Consider the following 22,619-nt stretch of genomic DNA (forward strand, 5'->3'; position numbering starts at 1 on the left):
AAGTCTTTTTTCCAACAAAAAGGCATGGTTAGGCACATAAGTGATCCCTATAATGATTACAAATGCGAATGATTCTCATAATCAATCTATGGCGCAGCCTGGGATTCATTAAATAATGGAATTATTCACGGAAACATAGTCATTAAAAGGGGAGAATTATTTAAATGAGAAAGATATTTATTCCGTTTGTACTTATTTTAGGGCTTACCCTTAGTGCTTGTGGGGGAAATCAGGCGAAGAATGAGGTTAGTCCTACAAACAGCCCATCCTCGGCTCCTGCTGCGGAGTCAGAAAGTGCGACTTTTACTTATGAATCGGAAAATGGACCTGTTGAAGTTCCGACACATCCTCAGCGTGTCGTTGTCCTCACTCGATTTTTAACAGGTAATGTTATGGCTCTAGGTGTACCTGTTGTAGGCGTAGATGAAATGTCCAAAACCAATCCTCGCTTTGAAGAGCAATTGAAAGATGTAGAAGCTGTAAGTGATGAAAGTCTGGAGAAGATCATTGAGCTGCAGCCGGATCTGATTATCGGTCTCTCCGATATTAAGAACATCGATAAATTCAAGCAAATCGCACCAACGGTTACTTATACTTATAATAAAGTTGATTACTTAACCCAACAGCTGGAAGTCGGCAAATTGGTGAACAAAGAAAAAGAAGCCCAAGCTTGGGTAGATGACTTTAGTGCCCGCACCAAAAAAGCGGGTGAGGAAATCAGAGCGAAGATCGGCGAGGATGCAACTGTCTCTGTCATTGAAACCTTCAATAAGCAATTGTATGTATACGGGTATAACTTTGGCCGCGGAACTGAACTCCTCTATGGGGACTTCAAGCTCGGTATGCCGGAGACAGTAAAGGAAGGCACCAAAACAGATGGTTACGTGGCCCTCTCAACAGAAGTGCTGAAGGATTATCTAGGCGATTACGTTATTTTCAGTAAAAATGCGGATGAAGATAATTCCTTCCAGGATACAGAAATCTACAAGAGCATCCCAGCTGTCAAAAATAATCATGTTTACGAAGCTGATGCCAAAGCATTCTATTTTAATGATCCGCTTAGCTTAGAATATCAACTGGAATTCTTTGAAAAAAGCTTTCTAGGAAAATAATAAAGATGACTACGAAGCAAACTTCCATTCCATTCTTTTATAAGCTGCTTGGTAGCGTGCTGGTAATGGTTATTTGCCTCGTGATCGCGATGTTATTCGGGGCTAAAGAAACCACCCTCCATGATCTGTGGCTTGCCATCACTTCAAGTTCAACGGCAGACAATGTCCTCATTCTTCGTGAGATCAGGCTGCCGCGTGAACTGGCCGCCATGCTGATCGGCGCCGCCTTTGCCGTATCCGGTGCTATTATGCAAGGCGTTACGCGCAATCCGTTAGCCGATCCCGGCCTGCTGGGGTTAACTTCAGGAGCTAATATGGCACTGGCGCTTACCTTCGTATTTATGCCGGGGCTGAACTATTTTGGCACCATGATTGCTTGCTTCTTCGGCGCTGCTCTGGGAGCCGTTCTGGTTCTTATTCTCGGCTCCGTGCGCCAAGGTGGCTTGTCTCCGATCCGTATCGTACTCGCTGGTGCTGCGGTATCTGCATTCCTATATGCTATCGCAAGTGGTGTCAGCATTGCCTTCAAGATATCCAAAGATGTATCCATGTGGACTGCCGGTGGGCTTATCGGCACAACTTGGGGCCAGCTTCAGGCCATTGCACCTGTGATCCTCATCGGGATCGTGGTGGCATTAATATTTTCTAACCAGCTGACTATTCTTAGCTTGAGTGACGAGGTAGCGATCGGATTAGGACAAAACCTTGTTTTGGTTAAAGGGATTCTGTTCACGCTCATTATTCTGCTGACTGGCGCATCGGTCGCTCTAATTGGGGACATGGCTTTTGTAGGGCTAATGATTCCGCATATTGTCCGCAAAATAGTCGGCACCGACTACCGCTATATTCTGCCGATTTCAGTATTCACTGGGGCATCCTTCATGCTACTTGCAGATACCATTGGACGTACAATCCATGCCCCTTATGAAACGCCGATAGTTGCTGTCGTGGCTATGCTAGGACTGCCTTTCTTTTTGTTTGTTGTTCGTAAAGGAGGTCAAACACTCTCATGATTTCCTCTGCTCCAGTACGAAAACAACGTCTTATCCTGTGGGTATGCACCGGACTGATCCTGCTTACGGCTATTGCCAGTATGGGAATCGGCTACTCTTCCCTGTCTTTTGACAGGCTGCTTCCCGTTCTCTTCGGTCATGGAACCTTTAAAGAGGACTTTGTATTATTTTCTGTGAGACTGCCACGTATTCTAATTACGCTACTGGCAGGAATGGCCTTGGCCTTATCTGGGTCGATTCTGCAAAGTGTTACCCGAAACGATCTAGCAGACCCCGGTATTATTGGGATTAACTCCGGGGCAGGTGTGGCTGTCGCTGTATTTTTTCTCTATTTCCCGGTTAGCGTTGGAACCTTCATTTATGCGTTGCCGCTGGTTGCTTTTATAGGGGCTATAATTACGGCAGCATTAATTTATCTTTTTTCATATAGTCGGACTAGAGGGCTTGATCCTATTCGGCTAGTTTTGGTCGGGGTCGGATTTTCCCTAGCGCTGTCGGGAGTTATGATCGTAATCATTTCATCCGCAGATCGTGCCAAAGTTGATTTTATCGCAAAATGGATTGCCGGGAATATTTGGGGTACAGATTGGCCCTTCATCTGGGCTTTACTGCCTTGGTTATTGCTGCTAGTTCCCTTTACCCTGTACAAATCGCTGCGACTCAATCTGCTCAGTCTAAGTGAGGTATCAGCCATTGGTGTCGGTCTGAATCTGGAGCGCGAACGTATCGTCCTGATTCTTGTCGCCGTCGCAGCTGCCGCCTCCGCGGTATCCGTAACAGGTGGAATCGCTTTTATCGGATTGATGGCACCACATATTGCGAAATCGTTGGTCGGTCCGCGCAATCAGATGTTTATTCCCGTCGCAGTATTGCTGGGTGGCTGGTTGCTTCTGATCGCGGACACCGTTGGCCGCAATCTCGTCTCCCCTGATGGCATCCCGGCTGGGATCATGGTAGCGTTGATCGGCGTACCTTATTTCGCTTATTTATTGATTAAGAAATAAATAAGCATATAGAAAATCAAAAAGAGGTAACTCAGAAGCCATGAATGGCTATTGAGTTACCTCTTTTAGTTAGAACACTCATTATTAAATCTTCATATCCTTACCCGTATAGTCTACAAACATGAATTGACCTTCCGGTGTAGTCCGCTTCTCGATCAAGTCCATGATGCCCTCAGCACTTTGGGTCGGATTCGTTGGCGCCTCTGCCCCGCCCATATCCGTATGCATCCAGCCGGGATGTACGCCGAGTACTTGTACCCCGCGTTCTTTTAAATATACATGCAGCTGCTGTGAGAACATATTAAGTGCCGTTTTGGAGATGGAATAAGGATAGTCTCCGGAATAAGCATTAGTAATGCTGCCTGCTTCCGACGATATGTTGATGATCGAAAGCTCGGGTTCAATGAGTAGCGGCAAGAAATGCTTAACCACTCGCATCGGTCCATAAAGATTAATATCCATCGTGGTAAGCATATCTTGGAAATCCAGCTCTTCAATCTGTGTGTCCCTTGCAGTCAGTACTGCCGCATTATTGATAATGGCACCAAGCGTCCGGCCTTGTCCTTGCAGATTTGCAGCAAGTGCCGCGATTCCTTCTTCATCCGTCACGTCCAGCTGGGCCACAGTCAGCTTCTCCCCGTAGGTCGCAGCGAGCTGAGACAGTGCTGTTTGTTCCTGATCGGGACGGCGAACCCCGGCAATGACTCCATGCCCCCGCTTCAATGCCTCAGCCGCCAGCTCATAACCTAGTCCACGTCCGGCACCAGTAATTAGAATATTCACTATACATCCTCTCCTTTATCTTTATCGTTCTCCAGCAGCTCCACAATCACCTTTAACTCCTTGAACGTGTCCATATAAGCATAACGCCCCCCGGTATACTCGCCCTTTTGCTGGAGTGGGAACCCTTTGCCTTCGAGCAGCATAATCTTCTCCTTCATTCCTTCAACCACAAAAGCAATATGATGAGGTCCCTCACCATGTTCATTCAAATAATCACGCCATGTGCTGGGCTGCTGGTCTGGCTCAATCAGTTCAAGCTGCAGGGAGCCCATATCAAAAAAAGCCAACTTCCCCCGCGCCACCGTCGCCTCGCCATTATACCGAGTCTGCGCCTGATCTTCTGTATCTGTAACGATAATTTCCGGCTTTTCCAGTCCAAAAAACTCCGCATAAGCCGTGCTTACCTTTTCAACATCATTCACCAAAATTCCAATCTGCGTAACAAAATGATTCCCCAGCCATCCTGACATGTACCCTACCTCCCATTTCTCTGACAAGTCCACCATACCGATTCTTTGAAAAGGCTGTCAAGCCCGTAAAGAAATCGCTCCGGGCCAATGAAAATTATCCAGAGAAAGCTCAGCCGACTTCGGCGCTATCAAAGGCATTTTTACCTCTCTTTTCTCCAAATCGCACACTTTCGGCGCTATCAAAGGCATTTTTGCCTCTCTTTCCTCCAAATCGCACACTTTCGGCGCTATCAAAGGCATTTTTGCCTCTCTTTTCTCCAAACCGCACACTTTCGGCGCTATCATGGGCATTTTTGCCTCTCTTTTCTCCAAACCGCACACTTTCGGCGTTATCAAAGGCTTTGTGGCCTCTCTTTTCTCCAAATCGCACACTTTCGGCGTTATCAAAGGCTTTGTGGCCTCTCCCGATGCCGCAACTGGTTAAGAATACTCGGTTAGTAATATTACTTTTTGTTTCGGTTAATCACCAATTCGGTTATAGAATGAAAAGTTTAAATTAACAAAAGGGGTGAGGAACGATGGACCATAGAAAAAGATCACGCCTGATGCAGCAGTTTATTTTTGTCGGGCCAACTTCCTTGTTTTTCTTTATTATTGTGCTGATTCCTTTCTTTTTGGGACTCTATTATTCATTTACCAGCTGGAACGGAATCTCGCGGCATGTCGAGTGGACCGGACTACGGAACTATCTACATATTTTCACCAAGGATCCTTCCTTTCTTAATTCATTCTGGTTCACGGCGAAGTTCACTTTCTTCGGTCTAGTGCTGACCAATCTGCTTGGCTTCGCACTCGCTTATGTGTTGACGCGCAAACTGTTCACACGTAATGTCCTGAGAACTGTATTTTTTGTACCGCATGTGATTGGCGGACTTTTGCTCGGGTTTATTTGGCAGTTTATTTTTGTCAGAGGATTCTCCTCTATCGGGCAGGCCACCGGCTGGTCCTTCTTTAATCTTCCCTGGCTAGGCACCGGAGGAACAGCATTCTGGGCGATTGTTATCGTATTTGTCTGGCAAAATGCGGGATATCTGATGGTGATCTACATCTCTGCTATCAACAATGTTCCCCAAAGCCTAATTGAAGCGTCCAAAGTGGATGGAGCCGGACGTTTTCAGGCCTTGCGCCATGTCACTCTTCCACTGGTCATGCCCGCTGTAACTGTTTGTCTATTTCTATCTATCTCCTGGTCCTTTAAGCTGTTTGACCTCAACCTGTCGCTGACAAAGGGTGGACCCTTTAAAGCTACCGAATCTGTAGCCTTGAATATTTACAATGAAGCCTATACCATCAGCCGGTTCGGAATGGGCTCGGCTAAAGCGATGGTTTTCTTCGTCATCGTGGCCGTGATCTCCCTACTACAGGTTAGAGCAACCAAGAAAAGAGAGGTGGAGCTGTAATGGAGACTACCGCCAAGAAATTTAATGTCCCCCTGCTTCTCATCGAAGTGATTGTAATCCTGCTGGGACTTCTATTTTTAGTGCCCTTTTACTTTTTACTGGCTAACTCAGTGAAAAGCTATAGTGAAATACTTTCTGACTCTGCTGCGCTGCCTTCCGCACTCCAGTGGAGCAACTACGCGGAAGCTTGGAAAGCTACCAATTTCCCTCGCGCCTTCCTGAACTCTTTTATCATCACGGTGATTAGTAATATTCTGCTAGCGTTCCTCTGCTCTATGTGCGCTTACAAAATGGTCCGCAACAACAGCTTGTATAACCGTGTGCTCTATATTGCATTAGTAGCCGCCATGGTTATCCCATTTCAATCTATCATGATCCCGCTGGTGCAGGTCGTCAGCGGTTTGGGCGTCATGGATTCAACCGCCGGTTTGATTTTAGCATATCTTGGGTTTGGCGCCCCGATGACTGTTTTTCTATTCCACGGCTTCGTTAAATCGGTACCTCTCGATATCGAGGAGGCCTCAAGAGTAGATGGCAGCAGTCCTTATGGTACCTTTTTCCGGATTGTTCTTCCGCTTATGCAGCCGATTATCGTCACCGTCATCATACTGAACACCCTGTGGATCTGGAATGATTACTTGATGCCATCGCTTATTCTGCAGGATCCGGTGCTTCGCACCATTCCTATCGCCACTTATAGCTTTTTCGGACAATATACGAAGCAGTGGGATTTGGCGCTTCCAGGACTTGTACTCGGGATTACGCCCGTGGTCATCTTTTTCCTAGTGATGCAAAAATATATTATTGAAGGCATTGCCCAGGGCTCCGTGAAGGGCTAATGATACATGTTGCTTTCAGCCAGAGAGGATGAATGAATATGAGAACAAAACGTGGAATTCTCCTCGCATGCTCCCTGCTGCTGGCTGCCCTGACAGCCGGTTGCGGACGCAGCAGCGACAATGCAGATGGAGTCAAAACCGTACACATCTACCAGTTCAAGGTTGAAATATCTGAAGCGCTGGCTTCGCTCAAGACCGAATTCGAGAAAGAACATCCCGATATTAAGCTTGAGGTGCAAAGCGTGGGTGGCGGGACCGATTATGGCGCCTCGTTGCGTGCCAAATTCTCTTCCGGAGATGAACCGGATATCTTTACCATCGGCGGCAACAATGAACGTGATATGTGGCTGGAATATCTGGAGGATCTGAGCGGCGAAGCTTGGGCCAAGGATGTAAAGCCACTCGCAGCAGAACAAATGACTATAGATGGCAAGCTGTATGGGATGCCGATGAATCTGGAAGGATACGGCTTCATCTATAATAAGGATCTATTTAAAAAAGCCGGAATCACTGAGAAGCCATTGACGCTAACCGCTCTACGCGAAGCCTCCGAGAAGTTAAAAGCGGCAGGCACCACCCCTTTTGCGAATGGTTATCAAGAATGGTTCGTGCTTGGCAATCATAATGTAAACGTGCCTTTCGCCCAGCAGCCTGATCCAGAGGCATTCATCGCCGGACTTACAGACGGTTCCAAAACCTTCGCCGGAGACCCTATTTTCTCCAAGTGGATCGATCTACTTGACCTTACTGTTGAGTACGGCAATAAGAACCCGCTCTCAACCGACTATAATACACAAGTCACTATGCTAGCGAGCGGAGAAGCTGCGATGATGCAGCAGGGTAACTGGACACAAGGACAGATCGACGGCATCGATCCCAATCTAAACCTTGGCATCCTGCCCATGCCCATTGACGACACTCCCGAAGACAACGACAAGCTTTATGTAGGTGTACCCAGCAATTGGGTTATCAATAAAAACTCTCCCGTTAAGGAGGAGGCCAAGGTCTTCCTGAATTGGCTAGTCACCTCCGAGACCGGAAAAAAATATATCACTAAGGAATTCCAATTCATCCCTGCGTTCGACAACATTAAGGGAACCGAAGAAGATCTTGGAGCACTAGGTGCTGAGGTGCTGGCTTATACCGATAAAGATCAAGCGCTGACCTGGAACTGGACCCGCCTGCCGAACGGGATGCCACAGGAATTATCCAGCAGCATTCAAGGGTATCTCGGCGGCAAGCTGACCAAAGAAGGGATGTTGAAGGAATTCCAAATCAACTGGGATAATCTCAGTGTGCAGTGATTTACCTGCTCTAAACACGGGCAAACAGCCGCGCAACGATGCGTGGCTGTTTGCCCGTGTTCATTTAATTCCTCTCCGTTCATTAGTCGGAACCCGTTGCTAGTTGGCACGCAGCATGCTAATTTGTCTGGCAAGATACACAGGCGTATAGGGCATGTCATCTCGGAGCCAAGAAATAACCGTGCCAATTAGAGCTGCTGAACCGTACCAAACGGCAATGTCCTTTTGTATCGGTACCTTTGAATGATCAACGGCCCCCTCCTTTTTCTTCTGGTGTGCAGAAATGATTTCCGCCATCAAATTAAACAGGCGATCTGTAAAAATCGGGCTTCGTTTCGATGTGAGTATGACTTTGTAGAATTTTGCATTTTCCGCAATATGCTTAAGCAGACTCTCTAATATCCTCAGATTCTCTTCATCAACCGATTCATCATGGTTGCCATCGTTGTTCACCACTTGTAGAATGTCCTCCACCATCTCATCCGCCATCTTTTCTAACATATCCGGGAGATCCCGATAGTGCAGATAAAAAGTAACACGATTGATTTTAGCCCGCTCTGCAATACGGTTTACGGATATTTTCTCAATATCCATTTCCTCAAGCAATTCAATTACAGCATCTCTAAGCAATTGACGTGTCCGAAGTACCCGGGGATCTGTACGTTGCGTTGTGTTATTCATCTTCTACTCTCCAATCTTTTACTTTCATATTGTAAGCTACATATTTTAGATAATTGTTGTTTTTTAAAAAGAAAAAACTACATTTTCACAAAGAATGTAAACTACTTTACATTTTTTCGCAAATTGTTGCTTGATTACATGAAAATTTCATTTATAATCTAATTCATGCATTGTAAACTATACAACACACTGTAAATTTAGTCCATGATCGACGAGTTGAAAGGATGGAGTGGAGTGAGTACAAAGAGAGAAGTAACAAGCAGTTCCGTGAAAAAGGGCCCCATCTTATTCATTATGATTTTGGGCGCCTTTCTTGCAACACTGAATCAAACGGTAATGAGCGTTGCCGTTCCGGAGTTAATGCATGATTTTAATATCTCAGCGGCTACAGCTCAGTGGCTGACAACGGGGTATATGCTGGTTAATGGTGTTCTAATTCCGATTACAGCTTATCTAATGCAACGATTTACGACGCGAGAGCTTTTTCAAGCTTCTATGTTTATATTTTTGGCTGGAACGATCGTATCGGCCGTCGCGACAAACTTCCCTGTTCTGTTGACCGGGCGTATGATTCAGGCAGCTGGTGCCGGGATTATCATGCCACTGCTCACGAATGTCATCTTGACCCTGTTCCCTCCTGAAAAGAGAGGGGCTGCTATGGGGATGGTAGGGTTGGCCATTATTTTCGCACCTGCGATTGGACCTACTCTGGCTGGATATATTTTGGAACATTATTCTTGGGAGATTATGTTTTATGGCATGATTCCTTTGACCGTCATTGTAATCATATGCGGATTTATTTATTTAAAAAATGTATCGGAACGCATCTTTCCCAAGTTGGACATTGTTAGCGTTACTCTTTCTACCATCGGTTTTGGAACATTGCTGTATGGCTTCAGCCGCGCTGCCAGTGCGGGTTGGTCGAGCGCAGAAGTGTTATTGTCTTTAGCAGCAGGTGTGCTTTCCCTTGGCTTGTTTACTTGGAGACAGCTGGCTTCCCAAAATCCACTGCTTGATCTCCGGGCCTTTAAATACAATATGTTCTCCTTAACAACTGTCATCAGTATCGCAGTTACAATCGTAATGTATGCAGATATGATGCTGCTACCTTTGTACCTGCAGAATGCCCGCGGTTTTACAGCGATGGAGTCCGGCTTGTTGCTGCTTCCTGGTGCACTCGTAATGGGATTGTTGATGCCGGTAACCGGCAAGCTGTTCGACCGGTTCGGGGCAAAATGGCTCGCTATTATCGGTCTACTGATTACAATTGCAACGACTCTTAGCTTTGTAAATTTAACAGACTCAACCAGCTACATGTATCTGGTATACATGTCAACAGGCCGCCGGATCGGTATGGCTTTGCTCCTCATGCCTATACAAACTCTGGGTCTAAATCAACTCCCCGCCAAGCTTAGTGCGCATGGTACAGCGATTTCGAATACCATTCGACAAGTAGCTGGCGCCGTTGGGACTTCCCTGCTCGTCACCGTAATGACAAGCCGTACTACAACGCATATGAAGGATATGCTGGCCTCTGGCAGTACACAGAACGGAACACAGGAACATATGATTATGGAAGCATCCATTCAAGGGATCAATGATTCCTATCTAGTGATTGTGGGAATTGGTATCCTCGGTCTGCTGCTATCTTTCTTTATTAAACGTGTTGGGCAAGCGCCTGACCCTGAGCAAGAACCCAAGGTGAAGCTCAAAAAAATCATTGCCAAAGAAGCTTGATATAAAAGTTATCAGCACTGTGTAAGCCTCATAAAAAAAGAGATCAACGATGAATAACATCGTTGATCTCTTTTTCTGCTAACTTGCATAACTATTTCAGTTTGAAATAGATGGACGTTTTGTCGGACTCAAGCTTACTATCGTTTCTACGAAGAACAAGGCTGTTCTCCTTGCCTTTGATTATTGGCAGAATAACTTTACCCGAAGCTTCAAAAGAACCCGGTTTACTTGGGGTGACTTCAGGAAAATCAGCCAACAGCTTTTCGATATTTTCTCCGAGAGATCCCTCAAAATAATCACTAGAGCCACCAATATAGTATTGTCCACTGGAAGTTTCTGCTCCCCAAATGGTAGGTGTAAAACTTGAAAGGAACTTCCACCCTTGGCCCTGACTACCTTTTACAAGACTGGCGTTCTTCACCTTAAGCGTTACATCAAGCAGGACATAATCTACAGCTACATCGGGATCAGTGACATGTTCTTCAAACCCAAGAGCTTTTAATTGTCCGAGAGTAGTCGACGTAACCTTATTGATAGTGAAAGTATATTGAGCAGATGTTGAATCACCCTTAGGGCTATAATAGTTATCAAGGTCCGTATAAGTAAAAGAAGTACCCAACTTCACTGCATCTGCAAACGAAGCGCCGCTGTTACTGGAAGTTGAAGCGGAAGATGATGCAGCAGGCTTTGGTGTTGCTTGCGGAGTGGACTCAGTTGCAGGTGGAGTAGATACGGTTGCAGGCTTCGCAGTAGCTTGTGCAACAGTATTGTCCTTATCCGGGACAACGGATGTTGATGTTCCGCCGTTCGCCGATGTGATCACAACAGCTTGACGACTGTTATCCCATTTCACGGTTGCCCCCAGTGCTTCAGATACAGCCTTGGCGGATACATAGCTATGTCCCTCATAGATAATTGGGTACATTGTTCCTTCACTACTTGACAGGTTCACTTTCTGATTATCCACTTCAATGCTGATGGCCGCGTTCTGATATGCGGAAATCTTCTTCAATGTCGTGTCTGCGTAAGCGACTGCACCCACAGCCAACAGCATTGAACTAACTGTAATAATTGACATGACTTTTTTGCTTGTTACCTTTAGCATCTTACACTCTTCTTTCATGTTTATGTATATGAATCTCGAAAATTATATCACTTTATATCGAATTTTGTAAATATTGGTATGATAGGATATTCGTTCTTTATTTGTGAATACTTAAAAAAGACACATTTCCATTCTCCAACGCCAAATTCCCCCTCAAAATGGTCGATATTCTGGTAAGCCTTAATAACTATGACCTTGTTGCTAGAGTCTGATAATATTTGAAAAAAGATAGACTTTCTTTTCGTGACATTTTTTTTCCTTTTCAGCTCCAACTCAACGGAACATACACAAAAAAATCGCTGCCCCTCTCCGCAAGGAGGTGAGCAGCGATGCTTAATACAGAAGAATGCAAGGGATGGTTGCACACGTATTTCCACTCTTCAGACTAAATATGACCTTGAGACAATTCAGACTTTTTTTCTGTGATGCCGGGACTACAGCTTCCAGATACGGTACAGAATGACTGCCGCTTCAGCACGGGTAAGCGTATCGTTCGGCGCAATTCTATTATTCTTTCCGTTTACGACTCCGGATTGGATCAACAATGATGCGCTGTCTTTTGCGTAGCTGGAAATACTTGCTTCATCAAGATAAGCAGCAGCTACAACGCCGCTCGCCTTAACTTGCTTACCGGCTGCCGCCAGCGCGCGTGCTGTCAGCACCATCATATCTTGTCTGGAGATATCGCTATTGGGTCTAAACGTATCCTCTTTAAAACCTGTAGCAATTCCCAATTCCTTCGCGATGACCAGTTCATCATAATAATAGTCCGTCTTTTGGACATCGTTGAACATTATTGCACTTTTGCCCGTTCCCTTCAGTTCAAGCGCTCTTACGAGGAGAGTAATGAAATCCGCTCGTTTGATTGAATCTGCAGGTGAAAAGCTGTTCGTGGACGTTCCTTTAATGATATCGCGAGCCGCCATAACGTCTATAGCTTGTTTGGCCCAAGACAGATTCTGCAGATCTCCGAAGTTTTTCTTTACGAAGGTTACTGCATAAGTGCTGAAGTGGGTTGTTTGAAAGACAACCGTTTGGGTTGCAGCATCATATCGGCTGCTCGGAACCGGCAGTACGTTGCCTTTGCCATCGATGTACCAAACGACTATAAGCTCTGGATGACTTAGCTCCTCCGCTGTCGGCACGTAAGGAATGGCTACCGTTACAGGTGCTTTAGGGTTATTCCAAGGAATAACTTTGTCACCTGCTATTACGCTTAGACCGATAATTGGACGGTTGCCAATCATATTGCGGGTAGCTGCTTCCAAGCTGTCCGTGGTGACTTTACTTATTCGTATAGATACTTGCTCAGCATTATCTGTTATGTTGGACAGCATATTGCTTGGAATTTGAATTGTGGCATTTTCCGTCTTAAGCCATAGTTCAAAGTTTTCTTTCCCCGTTAGGCTTTGGGTCGGTAATTGTATATCATACCCTTTCCCGTCCGTTTGCTTTGGCACTTCAATGATAATTTGTTTCTTGCCGTTTGCCGCTACAGTAGCCTGCTCAAGCGCTTTTTTCATGTTGTCGCTGGAGATCGTACCTATAACCCGCCCGTTATCGGACTTTACCTCCAGTTTAATCGTAACAACACCATCTTTGTTTGTAATGGCTCCAGGCTGTGGAGTTGATACTACATTACCCGAGTTACTGCTACCCGTTGGCGCATTTGTTGGTGCTGGCGTCGCTGTTGGAACAGGTGTCGGGGTTGCCGATGGTTCCGTTGGGTTTGTTGGATCGGTTGGATCGGTTGGATCGGTTGGATCGGTTGGGTCAGTTGGATCGGTTGGGCTCGTTGGTGTCGGTGTCGGTGCTGTTGTCGGCGTTGGAGTGGGTTCCGGCCCCGTAGATTTACCCTTTAGAGTAAGCACACCATAAACGGATGTGTCCATATATCCAGTTCCGCTCGTATCGTTCCACGCCGCGACACTTTGACGTGAGCCCTCTTTAGCGTCGTTGATCTGTACATCGAAACCAAGCTTTTTATCGTTGTCCGGAGTGATCCCTTGAAGTGGAATCTTCACTTCAACCGTATAGTTGGTTCCGGAAATCTGGGTTGCCGATTCAAAGCCGGCTGCGATACTTAAAGGATTAAATGAAGTCTCGTTATCAAAATTGATTCTGTACTGGCCGTCATCATCTTGATAGAACGTCGTTTTCCCATTATTTTGGTCCACGAAGATTTCGACCGAATCCTGTTCATGTGCATTCACACTGCTCTTATCAAGCTGTGTATCACTCACCTGGATCAGGACATATAAATTTTGATCATCCCAGAGTGCTTTTGCCACTCCACTCGCTCCTTGCCAAGCGGTTTGATACCGATTGACCGGAATCTCAGCGGTCTGGCTCCAGATCTCGTCAACTGTTCCGTCTATAACAGGTGCAGCAAATTTAGCGGTAGATTGATTGGCTTCTACTGTTTCAGGCTCATGCTCTTCAATGAAGGTATCAGGATCGATAACGCCATAGTAAGCTGGCTTGGCTTGCAGATTTTTATCGAATAACAACGGATTGGATGAAGCTCTCCAGCTTGTGTTATCATCCATTCCCCAGAAGGTAACACGTTTGATAGAATCAGCGTGATCCCTGAAGATATTTAACAACTGCGCATATAGATAACCCTGCGCATTAGCAAGCTTTTCAGAGAGCTGATAGTTGGTTCCGGCCTGAATGTCCAGCTCAGTTATGCTTACTTCGACACCCAAGGAAATGAACTTTTCCAAGGAAAGCTTCACATTCTCTGGGTTCGTATTAATGCTGTAGTGCCCCTGCATACCAACACCGTCGATAAGCAATTTGCCAGGGTGAGTCAGCGCGTACCTATCATTGATTTCTTTGACCATACTGTAGATGGCTTGCGCTTTATTCTGATTATCTTCGTTATAATCGTTGTAATAGAGCTTAATATCCCAATCTGGATGCGCGTCCAATACTTCTCTTGCCGCCAGGAAGGCTTGCTCTACGTAATCTGCTCCAATGGCACTTTTCCATGGGGCGGATCGCAGCGCTGTTTTCCAATCTGTTGGGTTGGATGGATTATCGCTCATCGCCTCGTTTACAACATCCCAAGAGATCACCTTGTCACCAAAATGCTCCATAACGGTTTGGATATGGGTCTGCAAATTCACAAGAGCTTCATCCCGTCCCAAGGGGATTGTGTTGTTAGCTGCGTCTGTTGTTGTATTCAGCCATGCAGGCGATTGTTGATGCCATACCAACACATGTCCATGCATCTGCATGCCCTCAGCCAGTACTTTATCTACAATTGTATCTGCCGCGGTAAACGTGAAGTTGTCCTTAGTAGGCTGCAACGCGTCCGGCTTCATGGCATTACCTGCCGTAGCAACATTGTGATGCATTTTCAAAAGCTCAAGTCTGACACCTTCCAGATCCTCAGCGGTTATCGCATTTCCGATCAGAAAATCATTCTGATAAGCATCCTTAATCGGTATAAGATCTTTTTCGATATCTACCGGGCCAGAGCCTACCTTTTCAAAATTAATATCATCAATATAAAAAGAGGCCGTGCTATTACTGGAGCTTTCCACATAAATGGTCAAATACTCACTGCTTACATTGTTATAACGGTAGGATCCCTCAAACTGAATCCAGCCATCGCTTGCACTGATGGTTTTAGGTGCGAGCTGCACATAATTGGCGCTGCTGCCATTGCCAACCTGCGTGGACAGCTGGAGCTGCGAGCTTGCAGGCTGGATCAGCTTGACCCATAACGAAATTTTATATTCGTAGCCTTTGTCCACATACTTCTCCACACGTAATGTCGGCCCATGCCATGTACTGGTTCTTCCCTCAACCTTCAAAGCGTATGAACCATCATCCGTATGGTTCGCTTCATTAGTAACCGTAAGCGTTTCTGTACCTGCCCTGCCTTCAAAACCACCTGCCGTTTGATCCTCAAAAGTAACAGTGGTAAAAGGTAAAGCTGGGTCTCTAGGTGTTTCTGGTGTTGGAGTTGGCTCTACTGTAGCCACCTTTTCTGTGACCAATACATCCCCAATGTAGAACGGAACCGTTTTCCCGTCATCATTGGATTGAACGCGCAGTGTCGTATCTTTGTCCGTATCCACGGTAAATTCTTTCTTCAATATGACCGCTTGGCCTGCTTCATAATTCACATTTGCCAAAAGAGCATAGCTGCCTATCGCTTGAAGATAAGCTTGGGCTCCGCTAGGTACAATCACATCAGCGTCTACATACACGGATGCAGTTACCGTGTAGGTTTTGCCGTTCTCTAGGCCCATGTCGCTGAATTTAAAATCAGCCGCGTCCCAGTTATTCGCTCTGTTGCTTACATATAAAGCTGCCCCGTCAGCATTGCCCGCAAAAACCTTTCCGGTGACAGGGGTTAGGTTAGCGCTGCCTGATTGTGAGGCTAAACCTTTGCCACTCGCAAAAGTTTCGTGATAGATTTCTTTATCCGTTTCCGTCACTGCTTTTTTTGCTGTAATGAGAAGCTCCCCAATGTAGAACGGAACCGTTTTCCCGTCATCATTGGATTGAACGCGCAGTGTCGTATCTTTGTCCGTATCCACGGTAAATTCTTTCGTCAATATGACCGCTTGGCCTGCTTCATAATTCGCATTTGCCAAAAGAGCGTAGCTGCCTATCGCTTGAAGATAAGCTTGGGCACCGCTAGGTATAGTAGCATTAGCATCCACATAAACGGTTGCAGTCACCGTGTAGGTTTTGCCGTTCTCTAGGCCCATATCGCTGAATTTAAAATCAGCCGCGTCCCAGTTATTCGCTCTGTTGCTTACATATAAAGCTGCGCCGTCAGCATTGCCAGTAAAAACTTTATCATTCACAGGTGTAAGGCTAGCACTGCCTGCTTGAGCTGCAATCCCCTTGCCACTCGCAAAAGTTTCATGATATACCGTTACCCTATCTGATGATACTGTCGTATCCTGCGCCGCAGCTTCAGTAACCGGAGCGATCCAGCTTGTCGGAATAAGCAAGGCAGCTGCGAGTAAGATCGAGATTACTTGTTTAAGCATTCTACTCATTTAATGCATTCCTCCTCTAGTTATTTTCATAAAAATCAGTTAATGACCTACCTTATTAGCACCAGCCCTATATTCCCACGCTAATTTCCTTACCTGCTAAATCCTTAATTTCAACAGTGGTACAATCATCCCGAAGAGCAGTAGAACATCATCACAAATGAATCTTTTTACTTACAGATCCCCTCCTTATATGTAAACGCTTTCATATCTACTCACACTATTTTACAGCCTCGCTGCTACGCACTACTACGCTAATATTAAAGGTGTTACCCCCCATAATTATAGGAAAACATAGGTATGATTAAAGATTCTACAAATTTAACCCAAAAAGAAAACCCCACTTACGGACCGTTGAACGTAACGGAAGGTAACGGGGAATTGGTTTGTTAGTTGTTCTGCCGCATAATTAAATGGTCTGTTTGGATAACGCTCCAAAATATTCTACAACTACCTCCCGAAATTCCAAAGCGGCCTGAGAAATGTACCGACTCCTGTGCCACAATAAAGCTATCTCCCTTTCCAATTCGTGATTCTCTACTTGGAGGTATTGGATATCTTCCCGTGAATTCCGTGCCGTGCTTGGTATGAAAGCTAAGCCAATTTCAGCTTCCACAAGAGTGCTAAGCCTTGCGGGTTCATCTCCCTCATACACATATTTAGGCACAAATCCAACTGATTTGCATACAGAGTCTATTAAATCGCGAGTACCATAGCCACTCTTTACACCAACAAACCACTCATCCCTTAGCTCTATCAAAGTTACGCTGCTTCGATTGGCCAGCCGATGCCCCTTTGGAACAGCCACAAGAATTGGATCGATAAAGACGATTTGACATTCGATGTCATCCCCTTTTATTGGAGGTGAGGATAAGCAATAATCAACTTCTCCTCTATTAAGAAGTGTAACCATTTCCTGCGTGGTTAGCATTTGCACATGGTATTGAATATCAGGCCGCTTTTTCCGAAACTCTCGCAGGATATTGGGTAATGTGCTTGCGGTCGTCACCGCTAATTCGAGTGTGCCATGTTCAGGACTGGATAAATCGCTAAGCTCCTGTTTTCCCTGCTCCAATTCAAACAATGCCCTTTCAGCTCGGCGAAGGAACCGGCTTCCGGACTCATTCAGTCGCAGCTTTCTTCCTACCCGATCGAATAAAGGTACCCCCAGATCCTCCTCCAAACGCTGAATCGTTTTGCTTAGTGAAGATTGAGTAACGTGTAGATTTCGTGCAGCTTCAGTCATATGTTCCAACCGAGCTACCGCGAGAAAATATTGCAGTTGCAAAAGTTCCAATTCGCACCTCCGTTCATTCCCTCAAGTCAATGAGATCATAACATAAAATGCGTTGGAATGAATAATCGATTTCAAGTACGATGACATTAATAAGCTTTAGGGGGATTTAAAATGAGTGTTCGCAACAGGTGGTTAATGATTTCAGTAGGTCTGGGGATTTTATTGAACCCTTTAAATTCTTCGATGGTATCTGTGGCTATTCCAAGGCTGCAAAATGTATTCCAGCTTGACTATACAGGTGTTTCCTGGATTATTTTTTCTTTTTACATTGCAAGTAGCATCGCTCAACCTGTCATGGGAAAGGCCAGCGATTTATTCGGCCGGAGGAAAATATTTCTTACCGGGCTTGTCGTATCCTTCATTGCAGGTTTATTAGCTCCTTTCTCCCCAAACTTTGGCTGTCTCATCGTGTTCCGTATTGTGCAAGCCATTGGAACTAGCATGATGGTTGCCGTTGGAATGGCCATTGTGCGGATTCATATTACGGAGAAACAAGCGACCGCACTATCTGTTTTATCCATCTTCCTATCCGGCGCGGCAGCAATTGGTCCCTTTATTGGAGGGGTTATTATTCACTGGTGGGACTGGCCAGCTATCTTTTTCGTCAATATTCCATTCGTGGTCGCTAGCTTTTTATTATCTTGGAAGCATATCCCCAAGGACGAACCGTCAACAACCGTTACCCGGGGAATGTCCCTGCGCAAATGGTTTGATTTGATTGATGCGTCAGGAATCCTGCTCTTCACTGTGTGGCTGATTGCCGTGCTCCTTGGATTGCTTTCAGCAAAATCATCCGGACATATCTCATTAATACATGTCATTACCATGCTAACAGGACTCGTTCTGCTAGGAGTATTCGTCCGGCATGAGCTAACAGCGGCATCACCCTTTATTCCTTTACGTACATTTGCCAAATACCCGGCAATGACTTGGGTTAATGTTGAATTCATGCTCGTTAATGTACTTTTTTACTCACTCTTTTTCGGGATCCCATCCTACTTGCAAATGGTACGTCATGTCAGTGAATTCCAAACAGGAATTCTCATGCTAACGCTGGGATTATGCTCACTGATTACTGCTCCAATAGCAGGACGCTGGATCGATAGATCAGGACCCCGGCCAGCATTGCTAGTGTCCGGGGTCCTGATGACATTGGGATCAGTGTGGCTTGTGACCTTAAATCAGACTTCACCAGTTATCAGTGTATGTGTGGCTTTAGCTGCATTCGGTATTAGCAACGGATTGAACAATGTCGGCCTGCAAGCAGCCTTGTTCCAAAGTTCTCCAAAAGAAATAATCGGTGTAGCCTCCGGATTATTTAATACATCGAGATACCTGGGAACCATCCTCTCTTCATTGTTAATAGGTATCATAATGGGAGGTAAGTTTAGCTTCGAGGGATTTCAAGTCCTTGGGGTTATCCTCACGGTAATTGCATTGTCTTTGGTATTCATGAGTCGGAAGCACCGTGAGTCAGGGCAATTGCAGAAATCGGCTAATTCGGGCGCTAAAAAATAGGAAAGTGCAGACAAATAAGACCTGTCATCAGACGGGTCTTGTTTTGTTATTTTAATGCGTAGCCTCAGCTCTTTATAAGTTTTATTTAACTCTTCAAGGTGGGGATAAACTCGATTCATAAATAGGATAATAAATAAAGCGCCCATAGTAAACTTGTGCTCGGTGAGCCAAAAACATAATGAAGAAACCAGATTTACATATATTTTTCCGTCCAATTTCAAGCTCAAAAGACACATTTGTAATGTGAAAACAGTTTCGGCAGCTCGATATTTTGAAACTTGTCCCGGCTTGAACCGTAATTTTTAAGAACAAAGACACAGCACAGCAGAGAGGAGCTATCATTAGTGGAATATTACCGCAACAATGTAGCCGACAGTTTACAGGATGTTCAGAGTTCAGCTAACGGGCTTACTTCGGCAGAAGTCGACAAACGTCTGAAAGACTATGGTTTTAACGAATTAAAAGGAAAGAAAAAAGATCCTGTTTGGAAGCTTTTTCTTGAAAACTTCAAAGACCCTATGGTAGTCGTACTGCTTATAGCCGCCATTGTCCAGATTGTTATGGGACAAGTTATGGAGTCGCTTATTATTTTCCTCGTGTTGATTCTCAATGCAGTTATAAGTGTCATCCAGACCCGTAAAGCGGAGAGTTCACTTGATGCCTTGCAGCAGATGTCAGCACCCGAGGCCAAAGTGCTGCGTGATGGAGAATTAAAAACCGTCCCGGCAAGGGAACTTGTACGCGGTGATATCGTATGGCTGGAAGCCGGCGATTTTGTACCCGCCGATGGCCGGATTATAGAATCGGAAAGCTTAAAAATAAATGAGGGTATGCTAACCGGAGAATCCGAAGCTGTGGAAAAGCATACGAATATCATCGCGAAAGAATCTCCGCTTGGAGACCGGCGTAATATGGCGTTCAGCGGTTCACTAGTTGTATATGGCCGCGGAAGCCTGGTAGTAACGGGAACTGCACTCACTACCGAAATCGGAAAAATTGCTGAACTCATTGAAAGCGCCGAAGCTAAGCAAACGCCGCTGCAGCGCAAGCTCGAAACATTCAGCAAGCAGCTGGGGGTAGCAATTATACTACTGTCCATTGTAATCTTTGCCATCCAGGCCGGACGTGTTTGGTTGTCGAATGATACTGTGGATACAACAGAAGCTATCCTGAATGCGTTAATGTTTGCAGTCGCTGTGGCGGTTGCTGCGATTCCCGAAGCTCTTTCCTCAATAGTAACCATTGTCCTATCCGTAGGTACTAATAAGATGGCTAAGCAACATGCGATTATTCGTAAGCTGCCCGCTGTCGAAGCCCTTGGGTCAACCAGTGTCATCTGTACAGATAAAACCGGTACCCTCACCCAGAATAAAATGACTGTTGTAGATTACTTTTTGCCAGAAGGGGATCGTGATCAATTCAATCAAGCGCCTGAAGAATGGTCTGAAGAAGCCCGGCGGCTCCTGCATATTGCTGTGCTCTGCAACGACTCTAACATTAATGAGGATGGTAAAGAGCTGGGTGATCCTACAGAGGTAGCGCTTATTGCCTTCAGCAACAGCAAGAATAAAGATTATAAGGAAATACGCGATAATTTCCCGCGCGAAGCCGAGCTACCTTTTGACTCGGATCGCAAGCTGATGACGACCTTGCATACTTTTAACGGGCAAAAAGCAATGATTACTAAAGGCGGGCCCGATGTGCTCTTTGGTCTATGCTCGCATGTACTGTTAAGTGGAAAAGAAGTGCCGATGACACCAGAAGTTCTTGAACGCTTCTTCGAAGCCAATGAGGAGTTCTCCAGCAGAGCACTACGTGTACTTGCCTATGCCTACAAAACCGTACCAAATACGGTTACTGAAGTAGGATTAGAGGATGAACAAAATCTGGTGCTCGTAGGTTTGACAGCTATGATTGATCCACCTCGGGATGCTGTCTACGGCGCGATCGCAGAGTCTCAGAAGGCTGGCATCCGAACCATCATGATTACCGGTGATCATAAGACAACCGCACAAGCGATCGGCCGCGATATCGGTCTGATGACTGAAAATGAAATTGCCGTAACCGGCCAAGAACTCGATGCCATGTCTGACGAGGAACTTGATCAAAAACTCGAACAGATTGGTGTGTACGCCCGTGTCTCCCCGGAGAACAAGATCAGAATTGTCCGCGCGTGGCAGCGGAAAGGCAAAATAACAGCCATGACCGGTGATGGTGTAAATGACGCGCCTGCTTTGAAACAAGCAGATATCGGAGTTGCCATGGGCAGTGGAACCGATGTTGCCAAAGATGCGGCTGCCATGATTTTGACCGATGATAATTTTGTATCTATTGTCAATGCTGTATCTGTGGGCAGAACGGTATTTGACAATATCAAAAAAGCGATCGCCTATTTGTTCTCAGGTAACCTGGGTGCAATTATCGCCATCCTCTTTGCCCTTATTTTCAACTGGATTAATCCTTTCACAGCGATTCAGCTTCTATTCATCAATCTGGCGAATGATTCTCTGCCCGCCATTGCTCTCGGGATGGAAAAACCTGAACCTAATGTGATGAACAGAAAACCAAGAGAGCTCAAGGAAGGAATATTCGCAGGAGGAATGATGCAGGCGATTGTCACTCGTGGTCTACTCATAGGTATAGCTGTAATCATATCCCTGTATATCGGACTTCAGGATTCGCCTGATATGGGCGTGGCTATGGCATTCACAACCCTGATCTTGTCTCGTACGTTGCAGACCTTTGCCGCTCGTTCGAACAGTCAAACTGCTATTGAAGCTGGCCTTTTCAGCAACAAATACGTCATCGGAGCCGTTCTGGTCTGCTTTGCCTTTTACGGCATTGCAGTTCTGCCAGGGGTTAGAGAAATCTTCTCGATTCCGGCTTCATTTGGAATGTCAGAGTGGCTGATTGCAGCAGGCTTAGCCCTCGGCTCCCTCATCCTAATGGAATTAACGAAGGTTGTTCGAAGAGCTTTTACACCTAAATCTGTTGAACAGAACCCTGTAAATTCCTGAGTAAGCTATAATCGACCGAAAAGACAAAACAGCGATTCTCCAATGATGGAGTATCGCTGTTTTTCTGACATCTAGAGTTAAACCTAGAAAAGCTTCTGTTGATTTTAATCAAAATAAAATAATTCTTCGAATTTTTTATCCAACGCAATACATAAAATCAAAGCCAATTTTGCAGTAGGGTTAAACTGTCCGGTTTCAATCGAGCTTATAGTATTTCTTGAGACACCCACCATTTCTGCCAATTGTGCTTGCGATAATTTTTGTTCTGTTCTTGCTTCGCGCAGTTTATTTTTTAAAACCAAATGTTCACTCATA

The 22,619-nt window shown here is 45.5% G+C and carries 17 protein-coding genes; 9 read left to right on the forward strand and 8 right to left on the reverse strand.

Annotated elements, in window-relative coordinates:
* Positions 1-164: 164 nt before the first annotated feature.
* From MKY14_RS19685 to MKY14_RS19695, 3 genes are read left to right on the forward strand one after another with little or no spacing between them, the layout of a single operon-like run.
* Positions 165-1,112: an iron-hydroxamate ABC transporter substrate-binding protein gene (locus MKY14_RS19685; RefSeq protein WP_076279578.1), complete on the forward strand. Its 948-nt coding sequence runs from the start codon at positions 165-167 to the stop codon at positions 1,110-1,112.
* 5 nt (positions 1,113-1,117) lie between these two features.
* Positions 1,118-2,125: a FecCD family ABC transporter permease gene (locus MKY14_RS19690; protein ID WP_076185325.1), complete on the forward strand. Its 1,008-nt coding sequence runs from the start codon at positions 1,118-1,120 to the stop codon at positions 2,123-2,125.
* Positions 2,122-3,129, forward strand: a complete 1,008-nt coding sequence (locus MKY14_RS19695; protein ID WP_076125241.1) for a FecCD family ABC transporter permease — start codon at positions 2,122-2,124, stop codon at positions 3,127-3,129. Before MKY14_RS19690 ends, MKY14_RS19695 begins: the two co-directional genes overlap by 4 nt.
* Positions 3,130-3,213: 84 nt before the next feature.
* Here the strand turns inward: MKY14_RS19695 and MKY14_RS19700 are convergent, their stop codons facing one another.
* Genes MKY14_RS19700 through MKY14_RS19710 form a run of 3 tightly spaced genes read right to left on the reverse strand, consistent with a single transcriptional unit; the run spans position 3,214 to position 4,769 of the window.
* On the reverse strand, positions 3,214-3,912 hold the full coding sequence (locus tag MKY14_RS19700; RefSeq protein WP_076125244.1) for an SDR family oxidoreductase: 699 nt from the start codon (positions 3,910-3,912) through the stop codon (positions 3,214-3,216).
* Positions 3,912-4,382: a VOC family protein gene (locus tag MKY14_RS19705; protein ID WP_076193450.1), complete on the reverse strand. Its 471-nt coding sequence runs from the start codon at positions 4,380-4,382 to the stop codon at positions 3,912-3,914. Before MKY14_RS19705 ends, MKY14_RS19700 begins: the two co-directional genes overlap by 1 nt.
* Positions 4,383-4,439: 57 nt before the next feature.
* Entirely contained in the window at positions 4,440-4,769 is a 330-nt protein-coding gene (locus MKY14_RS19710; protein ID WP_340977152.1) for a hypothetical protein, read from the reverse strand.
* 131 nt (positions 4,770-4,900) lie between these two features.
* On the opposite strand from MKY14_RS19710, the gene MKY14_RS19715 reads away from it, so the two are divergent.
* From MKY14_RS19715 to MKY14_RS19725, 3 genes are read left to right on the forward strand one after another with little or no spacing between them, the layout of a single operon-like run.
* On the forward strand, positions 4,901-5,782 hold the full coding sequence (locus MKY14_RS19715) for a carbohydrate ABC transporter permease (protein WP_076125253.1): 882 nt from the start codon (positions 4,901-4,903) through the stop codon (positions 5,780-5,782).
* Complete coding sequence (locus MKY14_RS19720) at positions 5,782-6,621, forward strand: carbohydrate ABC transporter permease (protein WP_036675762.1); 840 nt, start codon at positions 5,782-5,784, stop codon at positions 6,619-6,621. The genes MKY14_RS19715 and MKY14_RS19720 overlap by 1 nt, the downstream gene beginning before the upstream one ends.
* A gap of 32 nt (positions 6,622-6,653) precedes the next feature.
* Entirely contained in the window at positions 6,654-7,925 is a 1,272-nt protein-coding gene (locus tag MKY14_RS19725; protein ID WP_139331126.1) for an ABC transporter substrate-binding protein, read from the forward strand.
* Positions 7,926-8,024: 99 nt separating this feature from the next.
* Here MKY14_RS19725 and MKY14_RS19730 read toward each other — a convergent pair whose 3' ends face one another.
* On the reverse strand, positions 8,025-8,606 hold the full coding sequence (locus MKY14_RS19730; protein ID WP_076125257.1) for a TetR/AcrR family transcriptional regulator: 582 nt from the start codon (positions 8,604-8,606) through the stop codon (positions 8,025-8,027).
* Positions 8,607-8,900: 294 nt separating this feature from the next.
* On the opposite strand from MKY14_RS19730, the gene MKY14_RS19735 reads away from it, so the two are divergent.
* The gene (locus tag MKY14_RS19735; RefSeq protein WP_254847740.1) at positions 8,901-10,343 is read left to right on the forward strand and encodes a DHA2 family efflux MFS transporter permease subunit; all 1,443 of its coding nucleotides are present in this window, start codon (positions 8,901-8,903) and stop codon (positions 10,341-10,343) included.
* A 91-nt stretch (positions 10,344-10,434) separates the two neighbouring features.
* Here the strand turns inward: MKY14_RS19735 and MKY14_RS19740 are convergent, their stop codons facing one another.
* From MKY14_RS19740 to MKY14_RS19750, 3 genes are all read right to left on the reverse strand, one after another.
* Complete coding sequence (locus MKY14_RS19740; RefSeq protein ID WP_340977153.1) at positions 10,435-11,448, reverse strand: stalk domain-containing protein; 1,014 nt, start codon at positions 11,446-11,448, stop codon at positions 10,435-10,437.
* A gap of 434 nt (positions 11,449-11,882) precedes the next feature.
* Entirely contained in the window at positions 11,883-16,475 is a 4,593-nt protein-coding gene (locus MKY14_RS19745; RefSeq protein WP_340977154.1) for an endo-1,4-beta-xylanase, read from the reverse strand.
* A 406-nt stretch (positions 16,476-16,881) separates the two neighbouring features.
* On the reverse strand, positions 16,882-17,769 hold the full coding sequence (locus tag MKY14_RS19750; RefSeq protein ID WP_076125263.1) for a LysR family transcriptional regulator: 888 nt from the start codon (positions 17,767-17,769) through the stop codon (positions 16,882-16,884).
* A 111-nt stretch (positions 17,770-17,880) separates the two neighbouring features.
* Here MKY14_RS19750 and MKY14_RS19755 point away from each other — a divergent pair, with 111 nt between their 5' ends.
* Both MKY14_RS19755 and MKY14_RS19760 read left to right on the forward strand, forming a co-directional pair.
* Positions 17,881-19,287, forward strand: a complete 1,407-nt coding sequence (locus MKY14_RS19755) for an MFS transporter (protein WP_340977155.1) — start codon at positions 17,881-17,883, stop codon at positions 19,285-19,287.
* A 344-nt stretch (positions 19,288-19,631) separates the two neighbouring features.
* Positions 19,632-22,304: a cation-translocating P-type ATPase gene (locus MKY14_RS19760; RefSeq protein ID WP_340977156.1), complete on the forward strand. Its 2,673-nt coding sequence runs from the start codon at positions 19,632-19,634 to the stop codon at positions 22,302-22,304.
* 104 nt (positions 22,305-22,408) lie between these two features.
* On the opposite strand, the gene MKY14_RS19765 is transcribed toward MKY14_RS19760, so the two are convergent.
* Positions 22,409-22,618 carry a helix-turn-helix transcriptional regulator gene (locus tag MKY14_RS19765; protein ID WP_076125269.1) on the reverse strand — a complete coding sequence of 70 codons (210 nt, stop codon included), beginning with the start codon at positions 22,616-22,618 and terminating at the stop codon, positions 22,409-22,411.
* Between the last annotated feature and the right edge of the window lies 1 nt (position 22,619).

The sequence above is a fragment of the Paenibacillus sp. FSL R5-0887 genome, assembly GCF_038002305.1.
Taxonomy (GTDB): domain Bacteria; phylum Bacillota; class Bacilli; order Paenibacillales; family Paenibacillaceae; genus Paenibacillus_AQ; species Paenibacillus_AQ odorifer.

Bases quoted from the DNA above. Each gene is read 5' to 3' on its own strand.
- MKY14_RS19690 (WP_076185325.1), top strand. From the start codon at position 1,118: ATGACTACGAAGCAAACTTCCATTCCATTCTTTTATAAGCTGCTTGGT.
- MKY14_RS19725 (WP_139331126.1), top strand. From the start codon at position 6,654: ATGAATATGAGAACAAAACGTGGAATTCTCCTCGCATGCTCCCTGCTG.
- MKY14_RS19715 (WP_076125253.1), top strand. From the start codon at position 4,901: ATGGACCATAGAAAAAGATCACGCCTGATGCAGCAGTTTATTTTTGTC.
- MKY14_RS19720 (WP_036675762.1), top strand. From the start codon at position 5,782: ATGGAGACTACCGCCAAGAAATTTAATGTCCCCCTGCTTCTCATCGAA.
- MKY14_RS19755 (WP_340977155.1), top strand. From the start codon at position 17,881: ATGAGTGTTCGCAACAGGTGGTTAATGATTTCAGTAGGTCTGGGGATT.
- MKY14_RS19740 (WP_340977153.1), bottom strand. From the start codon at position 11,448: ATGCTAAAGGTAACAAGCAAAAAAGTCATGTCAATTATTACAGTTAGT.
- MKY14_RS19705 (WP_076193450.1), bottom strand. From the start codon at position 4,382: ATGTCAGGATGGCTGGGGAATCATTTTGTTACGCAGATTGGAATTTTG.
- MKY14_RS19695 (WP_076125241.1), top strand. From the start codon at position 2,122: ATGATTTCCTCTGCTCCAGTACGAAAACAACGTCTTATCCTGTGGGTA.
- MKY14_RS19745 (WP_340977154.1), bottom strand. From the start codon at position 16,475: ATGAGTAGAATGCTTAAACAAGTAATCTCGATCTTACTCGCAGCTGCC.
- MKY14_RS19765 (WP_076125269.1), bottom strand. From the start codon at position 22,618: ATGAGTGAACATTTGGTTTTAAAAAATAAACTGCGCGAAGCAAGAACA.
- MKY14_RS19685 (WP_076279578.1), top strand. From the start codon at position 165: ATGAGAAAGATATTTATTCCGTTTGTACTTATTTTAGGGCTTACCCTT.
- MKY14_RS19730 (WP_076125257.1), bottom strand. From the start codon at position 8,606: ATGAATAACACAACGCAACGTACAGATCCCCGGGTACTTCGGACACGT.
- MKY14_RS19735 (WP_254847740.1), top strand. From the start codon at position 8,901: ATGATTTTGGGCGCCTTTCTTGCAACACTGAATCAAACGGTAATGAGC.